Below are 12064 nucleotides of genomic sequence, written 5' to 3'. Positions count from 1 at the left end.
CCAGTCCAGTGGAAAAGTTGTATTCAGTTACGATGACAGTGCTTCTCAGATTGAAGTCAGTCAGGTTCAAAGCGTTAACTGGAATAAGGATGGCATCCAGTATGATTTGCTGCAAATAGATGGAAAATTATCTGCCGGAGAACTTGCAGATATGGCGAGAGAGGTTATTAATAACAGAAGATAAAGAAAAAAGATGGTGGATTCAGTCCGGTTCACCATCTTTTTGTAACTGTTGTGGAAATACCTGTATCGCAGCTGATGCATAATATGTTATAATTTACAGATAGTGTAGCTGTCCAGAACTTTTATAGTTAAAATAAAAGTACAGCCTTTCGATTCATTCAATTAGCTGTACTCTCATTTCCTAGATTGACATGATCCAGCAAAGGGATTGCGTAATTGATATCGTTACGCTGCCCTTCACGGATCATAAAATAAACCGGATAACCGTATGCATCTACAACTGCATGGATTTTTGTGCTGGCTCCACCACGGCTGTGTCCGATTTCGTTTGGAGGCCCCCTTTTTTTGCTCCAGCATTATGCTGATGAGCTTTGACGATAGAAACGTCCATTGACAGTTCTGTTAATTCGGCTTCTAAGCTCAAAACACGAAAAATATTATCAAGGGTGCCGTCTTCAATCCATTTACGGAAACGGGAATAAACCGTTTGCCAGGAGCCATAACGTTCTGGAAGGTCTCGCCATGGAGCTCCGCTACGAGCAATCCAAACAATTCCATTCAGAATTGTCCGGCTGCATTTTTGTGGGCATCCCTGTTTTCCAGAATTTTCAGGCGGCAGTAATGAAGCTATACGGATCCATTCTTCATCGGTTAATTCGTATCGTCTCAACATAATTTTTCAATTCTATCATAAAAGGATTTTGGGTTCAAGATGGGGTAATGAGAAATTTTCTATTCGGATGTCCTGTTTATTCTTTATGATCATTCCAATACATGCGACAGTGCAGTGCCCTTTCCGGAAATAATAAAACGGCTTATATCTTCATGCTCCAGTTCAAAATTGGTGTCCAGGGCTATCCTTTCGCCTGATAGTTTTCATACAGTTCAGAAAAGAAGCTGTTCTTTCAGTTTCCATTTTCTGTTCCTGGAAGTAAAGGCTGCCTCCACAGAATTCAGAAGCAGCAGCCTTTTCTGCTCCTGGGTAAGATTTAACAGAGATTCCATATATCGGAATTCCCGGGAAAGGGTTGTTCTTTCAATCGCCGGATCGTCGGTATTTAAGGTTACCTTAAGTCCCATTTCGAGAAATGCTTTCAGCGGATAAGCAGACATTTCTTCCACAGCTTTTGTCTGGCGGTTGCTTGTAGGACACATTTCCAGAAAAACGCCCGTATCTTTTACAAGCTGTATCACTTCTTCATTACCTGTGATCCGCACGCCGTGGCCAATCCTGGCCGCACCCATATGAATGGCCGTTCTTACATCGCCGGCATCACCGGCCTCGCCTGCATGGATGGTAAATGGAACCTGATATTCTCTTGCTTTTGCAAAAAGCGCCTCGTAATTTTCTGTTGGAAAGAGTGCCTCGGCTCCTGCAAGATCGATAGCAACCACGCCGCCATCTTCAACAAGATATTTTTTTGCCAGCTCCAGAGTTTCCAGATTTTCTTTCTGGTTAAGATCACCGCGCATACAGCATAAGATCAGATTACCGGGGATGGGAGCTCTTTTCAGACCACGTAATGCAGCATGGATCGCTGTTTCCTGAGTCATTTCCTTCTGTGTATGGAGCTGTGGGGCAAAACGAAGTTCTGCGTAGATCACACCGTCTTCTTTCATTTCAGAAAGGATAAGATAAACAGCCTCTTCCAATGCCTCTTCTGTCTGAAGAAGAGAAAGAGGCAGGTCAAAGCATTTCAGAAAATCATTGAGATTTTCGCAGGTATCCGGCACAGAAAGGAGAGAAAGAAGCTCTTCATCTGTGGCAGCCGGAAGCGTGATCTGCTGCAATGCGGCAAGTTTTCTGGCTATCTCTGTGGTAATGCAGCCGTCCAGATGTGCGTGGAGATCGATGTAGTGATCAATTCTATTTTCTGTTTTCATAGGCGCTAAGTACCTCCCTGGTTGGATTTATTCTTATCCCTGAAATGGTTTTGCGTTTCTTATGGTATCTGTCGGAAGGAAATATTAAGGTGAATTCCGGGTTATATTTCCTGTGTGGCTTTTTTTAACCAGGATTGCTCTTCTTCATTCAGATACGGAGAAATCTTTTCGTATACAAGGGCATGATACTGATTGAGCAATTTGCGCTCTCCTGCTTCCATCTGTTCCGGATCGATACCTTCCAGATCAAATGGGACCAGAGTCAGTGGCTCAAATTTCATAAACTGGCCGTAAGATGTTTTTTCGGCTTTTTTGCAAACTACAAGATTTTCGTGACGGATGCCGAATTCATTTTCCGCATAATATCCTGGTTCATCGGAGGTGATCATCCCTTCTTCCAGAACAGGAGCCGGAAGCTCGGCAGGGCTTTTCCAGCGGAAGCTCTGCGGTCCTTCGTGTACATTGAGAAGATAACCTACGCCATGGCCGGTTCCGTGGTTGTAATCCTCTCCCATAGCCCAGAGAGGTCCTCTAGCCAGGGCATCCAGATTCAGGCCGGTACAGCCGTAACGGAATTTTGCTGCTGCTAGGTTCAGGTGTCCACGGAGTACTGCTGTGAAATATTTTTTTTCTTTTTCAGTAACCGGGCCAAGTACAACGGTGCGGGTGATATCAGTAGTGCCCTCCAGATAATGTCCGCCTGTATCCATCAGAACCAGCCCTTTTGGCTCCAGTGGAATATTGGTTTCTTCTGTTGCACTGTAATGGACAATGGCTCCATGTGCACCGTAGGCAATGATGGGATCAAAGCTGTTTCCCTGAAAATTCTCCTGTACGGAACGGAATTCATAGAGCTTATCAGCAGCGGAAAGCTCGGTGATCTCCTTCATTCCCACATTCTTCTTCAGCCAGTGGATAAACTTCACCATTGCAACGCCATCTTTAATATGGGCTGTCTTTTCATTCCGGACTTCGGTTTCATTTTTGATGGCTTTTGGGAGAAGGGTCAGATTTTCACCGTCCAGGATCGTTACCGTCTTTGGAATACTGCTGACCAGCCGGCTGTTTACATTGTTTCTGGAAAGAAATACCTTTTTCTCTTCGGGGATTGTCTGTACATAGGTGTAAATATCATCATATGGATAAATGGCAATACCGTCTTTGGAAAGTGCTTCCTTAACAGAATCCGAAAAGGCTTTTTCATTGACAAAAAGACGGAGCTCACTGTCATCCAGCACAAGATAGGAAAGAACTACCGGGCAGCAGTGGATATCATTTCCGCGGATATTTAAAAGCCATGCAATGTCATCAAGGGAAGTGAGGATAAAGAGGTCTGCGCCCTTCTCTTTCAGTTTGCTGCGGATCTCACGGATCTTGTCTGCTCTGGATCTTCCGGCCCATTTTTCGGATAATTCCATTACCGGTTCACAGGAAAGTGCTGGACGATCATCCCAGATATTTCCGATGAGATCCTCATTTACAGAAAAATGTACCTGTTTTTTTTGAAGGATTTTTTCTAGCGTCTCTGCTTCTTCTGCGCTTACGGTACGGCCATCGAAGCCGAGACACATTCCCTCTTTCAGATTTTCTTCCAGGAATTTGTGGATCGTTGGTACGTCCGGTTCTCCCATCTTAAACAGAGTAACCGGAGTTCCCTCTAACTGCTGTGCAGCCTGGATAAAATATCTTCCGTCTGTCCAGAGTCCGGCCATGTCCTGCATGATCACGGCAGTTCCGGCAGAACCGGTAAATCCGGTGATGTATTTTCTGCATTTAAAATAATCCCCAACATACTCAGAACCATGAAAATCATCGGTCGGAACCAGATAAGCATCGATTCCCTTTTCCTTCATTTGTTTTCGAAGAGCTGTGATCCGTTCTGTAACTGTCATAATCTTATGCCTCCTCTGTATAACTGTTCTTTATCGCAAAGCCATGATCCATAGGGCCGTTTCCCTTTCCCAGATCCAGCATGGCAGCAAGGGCTCCGGAAATATAGTCCTTGGCACGGTTTACAGATTCCACCATGGAAAATCCCTTTGCAAGGTTGGAAGTGATGGCCGAGGAAAGAGTACATCCTGTTCCGTGGGTGTTGGGATTGTCGATCCTTTTTCCCTCAAACCACTGATATGTTCCATTCACATAGAGAAGATCATTGGCATCATTGAGCTTATGTCCGCCCTTGCAGAGAACTGCACAGTGATACTGCTCGGAAACCTGTTTTGCAGCTTCGATCATATCATCGGCGCTTTTGATCTTCCGTCCGGTAAGCACCTCGGTTTCCGGGATATTGGGGGTGAGAAGATCTGCAAGAGGGAACAGTTCTTCCTTCAGAACATCCACCGCTTCCTCACTGATCAGTCTTGCACCGCTTGTGGCAACCATAACCGGGTCCACCACGATATTTTTTGCCCGATACTGTCGGAGCTTTCCTGCGATCATATGGATCAGATCACTTTCGGAAACCATTCCGATCTTTACTGCATCCGGAAAGATATCCGTAAAAATACAGTCCAGCTCCTGACCCAGGAACTCTGCGGTTGCATTCTGGATGGCTGTGACACCGGTGGTGTTCTGGGCAGTCAGCGCGGTGATGGCACTCATGGCGTATACTCCGTTTGCCATCATGGTTTTAATATCGGCCTGGATCCCGGCTCCTCCGCTGGAATCGCTGCCTGCGATGGTTAATGCTGTTTTCATCTTTGGTTTCCTCCGTTTTCTGTGAATATATGGTTCTGTAACTCTGTCAGATCCCGACAGTAGATATAGGCATCCTTTTTCAGCTGTTCCTGATCCGGTTCTCCCAATGCGTCATAAATACCGGCAGTCAGAAATCCTGCATTTCCGGCAGTCTGCAACGCGTAGAGTGAATCCTCCACAACCAGCGTCCGGGATGGCTCCGTTCCCAGTGCTTCTGCAGCTGTAAGATAGACCTTCGGAGAATGTTTGCTTTCTCCGATCTCACTGGTGGTATAGATTTTATCAAAAAAGGAAAGAAGTCCGTTTCTTTCCAGCGCCCGGCAGATATGTTCCCTGGGGCTTGAGGTTGCCACCGCAGCCGGGATTTTCTGTTCTGCAAGGCATTGAAGAAGTTCTCTGGCACCTGATTTTGCCGGGACCTCTTCAAAATAGTATTTACGGATCCGGGATTTCAGATCCATCACGATCTTTTCTTCGGAATACGCAAGAGTAAACCTGTTTTTCAGCCAGTCCGCTCCCTGCTCCATACTCATGGGAAAAAGGATTTCGTCCATTTCCGCAACCGGCTGATATCCCAGATCTGTAATATATCGTTTTCCAAGCTCCTTCCAAACAGAGAGCGAATCCAGAAGGACGCCGTCTGCATCAAATATCACGGCTTTTATAGGAAAAATCATGTTTATACTCCTGAAAAATTTTTTTGTGATACTCTGTCATTGGAACATTACGAAATAATTTCCCATGACATAAAAAACTGATATAAAAAACGCGGATATATCACAAAAGATATATCCGCATTTATTATAAGCCGCAGATATCCAAAATGCAACCGGGAGTTAAGGAGGCTCATCTGAAACAGCAGCTCTATTTTCAAAACATTTTTTATTCTTTACCGTTAAAACAATATGTGCATACATTACAAGGATCGATCCCAATGGATTCCAGAAGATCATCCAGTCTGTGATAACGGAGAGTTGTAAAATTCTGCATCTTGCAGATATCCTGTACCATCTGCTCGTATTTCTCTGTATGCGGATCTGCATATTCATCCAGAACTTCCTGCGGACAGTTGGGGCCTTCTCTCTTCTCAATCACCTGACGGGTGATCAGCTCCATCTCAGATTTGGAACGTGAGAAGTTTAAATATTTGCAGCCGTACATGATTGGCGGGCAGGCAGGACGGACATGAACCTCTTTGGCTCCGCTGCGGTACAGAAATTCGGTTGTCTCGCGAAGCTGGGTGCCACGTACGATGGAATCGTCTATGAGAAGAAGTTTTTTATCCTTGATCAGCGCACGTACCGGGATCAGTTTCATTTTGGCAATAAGGTTACGCTGGTTCTGATTGGTCGGCATAAAAGATCTGGGCCAGGTTGGTGTATATTTAATGAATGGTCTTGCGTAAGGAATGCCGGATTCATTGGCGTATCCGATGGCATGGGCAATGCCGGAATCCGGAACACCGGCTACAATGTCCGGGTGCACGGAATCGCCGTCTCTTTTTGCAAGCATGCTTCCACAGCGGTAGCGCATCTCCTCTACATTTACACCTTCATAAGAGGCTGTCGGATATCCGTAGTAAACCCAGAGGAAGGAACAGATCTTCATTTTCTTTCCGGGCTCAACCAGAGTTTTGACTTCGTCTGCTGTTACGAATACGATCTCTCCGGGGCCAAGTTCTTTATAATCTTCGTATCCAAGGTTGATATAGGCATGACTTTCAAAGGAAATACAGTATGACCCCTCTTTGCGGCCAATTTCCACAGGAGTTCTGCCCATCTTGTCACGGGCTGCATAAATTCCGTCTTTTGTCATAAGAAGCAGAGTCATGGAGCCGTCGATCAGTCCCTGTACGTACTGGATACCTTCCACAAAATTGTCCTTTTCACAGATCAGTGCAGCGATCAGTTCGGTCACATTGACTGTTCCGTTGGTCATCTCCTGAAAATGTACCTTGGTCGTATCATACAGCTGCTGCAGAAGTTCATCATAATTATTGATCTTTCCCACAAAAGTGAGGGCAAAGCTGCCGATCCTGGAACTGAACAGAAGGGGCTGAGGCTCATAATCAGAAATACATCCGATTCCCATATTTCCCTTCATGGAACCCACATCTCCGTCAAATTTTGTACGGAAAGGCGTGTTCTCAATGTTGTGGATGGCACGGTCAAATCCATGTTCTCCGTAAACAGCCATACCTCCGCGGCGTGTTCCCAGATGAGAATGGTAATCCACTCCGTAAAAAAGCTCCAGTACACAGTCATCTTTCGATGCTACTCCAAAAAATCCGCTCATAATGCGCTCCTCTCTACTACTATGATGTTAACGATTTCTGTTATCGTTCCTATATCCATAATCGCTATCAGTATAGCATAAGAGAATTGAAAATAAAAACCAATTTGGCGGATAATCCTGCTTTTTCAGAATAAACTATAAAGATATTAGCCGGATTTATAGAAGTGGAAAAATTTTTCTGTATGAGACAAAAGAAACAGCTCCGCTTTTACAGAACTGTTTCTTTTGGCCATTTGGCAAATATGCAATTTAACCGAATCAAGTAAGTCCCCTGCGGGGCAGTTATTCGGTGTAGAGCTACGTAGCGAAGCGGGTTGCGAATATCCGCTTGACAAGTCCGGATTATTCCTGGGTGATTCCCTTAAACTCGTAACCGGCTTCCTTGATCACTTCTTCAACCTTTGCCTCGTCAACCTTCTCAGGTACAGAGAATACAGTTGTTCCGTTCTCGTGGGAAGAAACTACGTCTTCTGCTCCGAAAGCTGCCTGGATGGCTTTGTTTACGTGTGCCTCACAGTGTCCGCACATCATTCCTTCTACATTGACCGTTACCTTTACCATTGTTTTGTTCTCCTTTTCTTCTTTTATATTTTCATCATGACTGATGTGTAATGTTACCGGATTTTTGGTTTCTTTGTCTTTTGCTGCATTGTGGATCTGAAACAGATTCAGACGCAGTGCATTTGTTACAACACAGAAGCTGGAAAGACTCATGGCCGCAGCTCCGAACATTGGATTCAAGGTCCATCCGAAAAGCGGGATCCAGACACCTGCTGCAAGGGGAATGCCGATTATATTGTAGAAAAATGCCCAGAAAAGATTCTCATGGATATTCCGAAGTGTGGCGCGGCTTAAACGTACTGCCGCTGGAACATCGCTTAACTGGCTCTTCATCAGAACGATATCTGCCGCATCAATAGCAATATCTGTTCCTGCACCGATGGCAATTCCGATATCGGCTCTTGTAAGTGCCGGCGCGTCGTTGATACCGTCACCGACCATGGCAACCTTTCCCTGCTCCTTCAGAGCGCGGATCACACTTTCTTTTCCATCCGGAAGAACTCCTGCGATCACATCGTCAACTCCTGCCTGAGCTCCGATGGCTTTTGCGGTACGCTCATTGTCACCGGTAAGCATAACTACACGGATTCCCATGTTCTGAAGCTCTTTTACTGCACGGGGACTGTCTTCCTTGATCACATCCGCAACTGCGATGATTCCCAGAAGTTTACCGTTTCGTGTGAAAAGAAGGGGCGTTTTTCCCTGCTCTGCAAGCTGCTCGGCTCTCCTGTTAAGGTCTGCGGAAACCTTTGTCTGGCTGCTGATAAATTTCAGGCTTCCGCCTGTCAGTTTGTCACTTCCAAGTATAGCGGAAAGTCCGTTTCCCGGAAGTGCCTGGAATCCGGTTACTTCACCTGTGGCAAGGTTCTCTTCCTCGGCTTTTTTGAGAACTGCCTTTGCCAGTGGATGTTCACTTTTTTTCTCCAGTGCACAGGCTAGCGTGAGAAGCTCTGTTTCTGTGATTCCCTCTGCCGGGAGAATATCTGTTACCTCCGGCTGACCGCTTGTAATGGTTCCGGTTTTATCCAGTGCGACGATCTGGACTTTTCCTGCTTCCTCAAGAGAAACGGCTGTTTTGAAAAGGATTCCGTTTTTGGCACCCATACCGTTGCCGACCATAATGGCAACCGGTGTTGCAAGGCCAAGTGCGCAGGGGCAGCTGATGACTAGAACGGAAATCCCCCTTGCCAGAGCATAACCGAAAGTCTGTCCTGCAAGAATCCAGATGATCGTTGTGATCACTGCGATTGTGATCACTGCCGGTACAAACACACCGGAAACACGGTCTGCGATCTTTGCGATCGGTGCCTTGGTGGCTGCCGCATCACTGACCATTTTGATGATCTGGGAAAGGGTGGTATCCTCTCCGACTCTGGTCGCTTCGCATTTGATAAATCCGGACTGATTCACAGTTGCCGCAGAAACCATATCTCCGGTTTCTTTATCAACCGGGATACTCTCGCCGGTCAGTGCGGATTCATTGACTGCGGTGGTTCCTTCCAGGATCACTCCGTCCACCGGAATATTCTCTCCCGGGCGGACGACAAAGGTTTCTCCTTTCTGAACCTGCTCAATAGGAACGGTAAGTTCCTGTCCCTTTCGTACCACGACAGCAGTTTTGGGTGCAAGCTTCATAAGGCTTTTAAGCGCATCCGTTGTCTTTCCTTTAGAACGGGCCTCCAGCATTTTTCCTACGGTGATCAGTGTCAGGATCATGGCTGCAGATTCAAAATAAAAATCCATCATGTAATTCATAACTGCAGCAGAATCTCCGTCTGCCTGTGCTCTTGTCATGGCAAACAGTGCATAGACGCTCCACAGGAAGGATGCCATGGAGCCAAGAGCTACCAGAGTATCCATATTTGGGGAACGGCGCCACAGACTCTTAAATCCATTGATGAAAAATTTCTGGTTGATCACCATGATGATACCAGCCAGGAGCAGCTGTACCAGTCCCATGGCTACGTGATTGCCGTCAAACCATTTCGGCAGTGGCCATCCCCACATCATGTGCCCCATGGAGAAATACATCAGCACCAGCAAAAATCCTACGGATGTGATAAGACGTCTCTTTAGGATCGGAGTTTCATGATCTTCCAGTGCTTCTTCTGCCGCAGACATGGAAATCTTCGCTCCGGCAGCTCCGCCCTTTAAGGATGCACCATATCCGGCGGCTTCCACTGCGGCAATGATCTCGCCGGATGAAGCGGTTCCTTCAACTCCCATGGAGTTGGTCAGAAGACTGACGGAACAGCTATTCACCCCCGGAACTTTTGATACGGCTTTTTCCACACGGGCAGAGCAGGCGGCGCAGCTCATACCAGTTACATTATATTGTTCCATTTTCTTTCAGTACCTCCTAAAATCCAGTTTGTCCCTTTATTTCATCAGCTTCTGGAGGGTTGCTACCAGCTCATCAATGGTCTCATCCTTACCTTCCCGGATATCCCGGGCAACGCAGGTGCGGATGTGGCTGGCAAGCAGCTCTTTATTAAACGCATTCACTGCAGCATTGACTGCAGCGGACTGAATCAGGATATCATTACAGTAGGCATCATTCTCCATCATTCCTATAATGCCTCTGATCTGGCCTTCAATACGTTTCAGACGGTTGATCAGCTTTTTTTTCTCCTCTTCTGAACGTGCAGTGTGTTTTTCACAACAGCAGGGACAGGCTTTCTTTTCAGACATAGGCTGTCTCTCCTTTCTCATAAATACCCTCATGGGGTATCCTCTATATATGGAATAATATATACCCTCATGGGGTATTTGTCAATAGAAACAGTATTTTTATAATAAAAAAGCCCGCTCATCCGATAATGGCAATGAGCGGGTAATATAAACTTATAATTAGCCGAATCAGGTAAGTCCCCAACGGGGTTGCGAAAAACAATAAGCAGTGGGTGGGGACTTGTCGATAATTCTACTCTTCCACGATATGTCCGAAATAATAGAATCCCTTGCAGGTATCCAGGCTTACTTTTACATATTTGCCGATGAGATCTTTTTCTCCTGGGAAATGAACCAAGAGATTATGCTGGGTACGACCTGTAAGAGTACCCTTCTCCCGGTTTTCGTCTTCTACCAGGATTTCCTGAATGGTTCCCTGGAAACGGGAGGAATTTTCCCGGCCCTTTTCCTGCACCAGGGTAAGAAGACGGCTAAAACGGTCTTTTACCACATCCTCCGGCACCTGATTTTCCATGCCGGCTGCAGGGGTTCCGCTTCGTTTGGAATAAATAAATGTGAAGGCAGTATCATAATTTGCTTTTCTTACAACATCCAGTGTTTCCTGGAAATCTTCTTCTGTTTCTCCCGGAAATCCGACCATGATATCTGTTGTCAGCGAAATATCCGGGATTGCCTTACGGATCTTATCTACCAGCTCCAGATATTTCTCCTTGTCGTAACGGCGGTTCATTTCCTTTAAGACTCTGCTGCTTCCGGACTGCAGCGGAAGATGCAGATGGTGACAGATCTTCTGGCTCTCTGCCATGGTCTGGATCAGCTCATCGGACAGGTCCTTCGGATGGGAAGTCATAAAACGGATACGCTTCAGTCCTTCGATCTTTTCCACTTCTTTCAGAAGTTCTGCAAAGGTCACCGGTGTTTCCAGAGTTTTACCGTAGGAGTTTACATTCTGGCCAAGAAGCATGATTTCAGTAACGCCATCTGCGACCAGTTCCTCGATCTCGCGGATGATGGCCTGTGGCTCGCGGCTCTTTTCGCGGCCGCGGACATAAGGAACGATGCAGTAGCTGCAGAAGTTATTGCAGCCAAACATTACGCTGACTCCTGTTTTGAAGGAGTATTTGCGGGAAGTTGGCATGCCCTCTACGATCTCATCGGATTCCTTCCAGATATCAATGATCTGGTCGTCGGTCTGCAGCGTCCGGTAAAAAAGCTCCGGGAATTTGTGGATATTATGGGTTCCGAATACAAGATTTACATATTTATAATCCTTGCGGATCTTTTCTACTACGTGATGCTCCTGCATCATACATCCGAACAGTACGATCTTCATATCCGGGTGCTCCCGTTTGATGCTCTTTAAATGTCCAAGATGTCCATAGATCTTCTGATTGGCATTTTCCCGGACTGTGCAGGTGTTAAATACAACTGCATCAGCATCCTCGGTATCTACCATTTCATATCCCATTTTTTCCATGATGGCCGCAATAGACTCTGTCTGGATGGAGTTCATCTGGCATCCTTCGTTCTGGATGTGGAAGGTGGGATGTTTCGTACTGCTTTTGGCAAGAAGCTCTTTACATTTTTCAATGTACTGAAGCTGGATCTCTGTTTCTTTGTTCTGGCTCAAATCAATTCCTCCAATAACTAAAAATTTCATATGTATCTATAAATTATTTTTCTTTAGACAACATCAGACGGGAGCCTTGAACTCCCGTCTGATATATCATACAGAATTTACAGTTGTCTG

The 12064-nt window shown here is 46.0% G+C and carries 9 protein-coding genes and 1 pseudogene; 1 reads left to right on the top strand and 9 read right to left on the bottom strand.

Going from position 1 to position 12064, the window contains the following annotated elements:
- A pseudogene (locus GPK58_RS11480) lies at nt 1–184 on the top strand (hypothetical protein); the annotation flags it as partial.
- Nucleotides 185–457: 273 nt separating this feature from the next.
- Here GPK58_RS11480 and GPK58_RS11475 read toward each other — a convergent pair.
- The 9 genes from GPK58_RS11475 to miaB form a co-directional block, all read right to left on the bottom strand.
- The gene (locus GPK58_RS11475) at nt 458–856 is read right to left on the bottom strand and encodes an IS5 family transposase (protein ID WP_237972393.1); all 399 of its coding nucleotides are present in this window, start codon (nt 854–856) and stop codon (nt 458–460) included.
- 212 nt (nt 857–1068) lie between these two features.
- On the bottom strand, nt 1069–2067 hold the full coding sequence (add, locus tag GPK58_RS11470) for an adenosine deaminase (RefSeq protein WP_215638676.1): 999 nt from the start codon (nt 2065–2067) through the stop codon (nt 1069–1071).
- A 101-nt stretch (nt 2068–2168) separates the two neighbouring features.
- Nucleotides 2169–3959, bottom strand: a complete 1791-nt coding sequence (locus GPK58_RS11465; RefSeq protein WP_215638675.1) for an aminopeptidase P family protein — start codon at nt 3957–3959, stop codon at nt 2169–2171.
- Nucleotides 3960–3963: 4 nt separating this feature from the next.
- Nucleotides 3964–4767 (bottom strand): bifunctional hydroxymethylpyrimidine kinase/phosphomethylpyrimidine kinase, encoded by an 804-nt coding sequence (gene thiD / locus GPK58_RS11460; protein WP_195274594.1) that lies wholly within the window; start codon nt 4765–4767, stop codon nt 3964–3966.
- A complete protein-coding gene (locus tag GPK58_RS11455; protein ID WP_173758320.1) occupies nt 4764–5444 on the bottom strand; it encodes an HAD family hydrolase in 681 nt (226 codons plus the stop codon). Before GPK58_RS11455 ends, thiD begins: the two co-directional genes overlap by 4 nt.
- Nucleotides 5445–5649: 205 nt before the next feature.
- Complete coding sequence (locus tag GPK58_RS11450) at nt 5650–7062, bottom strand: amidophosphoribosyltransferase (RefSeq protein WP_114002522.1); 1413 nt, start codon at nt 7060–7062, stop codon at nt 5650–5652.
- Between the two features lie 342 nt (nt 7063–7404).
- A complete protein-coding gene (locus tag GPK58_RS11445) occupies nt 7405–9966 on the bottom strand; it encodes a heavy metal translocating P-type ATPase (RefSeq protein ID WP_215638674.1) in 2562 nt (853 codons plus the stop codon).
- Nucleotides 9967–10002: 36 nt separating this feature from the next.
- Nucleotides 10003–10314, bottom strand: coding sequence for a metal-sensing transcriptional repressor (locus GPK58_RS11440; protein WP_022427232.1), 312 nt, complete (start codon nt 10312–10314; stop codon nt 10003–10005).
- Between the two features lie 232 nt (nt 10315–10546).
- Nucleotides 10547–11974 (bottom strand): tRNA (N6-isopentenyl adenosine(37)-C2)-methylthiotransferase MiaB, encoded by a 1428-nt coding sequence (gene miaB, locus GPK58_RS11435; protein WP_021651459.1) that lies wholly within the window; start codon nt 11972–11974, stop codon nt 10547–10549.
- Nucleotides 11975–12064: the final 90 nt, after the last annotated feature.

Origin of the sequence: Blautia sp. MCC270 (genome assembly GCF_018785605.1) — a bacterium.
Classification (GTDB): Bacteria; Bacillota; Clostridia; order Lachnospirales; family Lachnospiraceae; genus Blautia_A; species Blautia_A fusiformis.
Note: the sequence above shows the minus strand (reverse complement) of the source record. Positions and strands in the feature narration are given on the sequence as shown.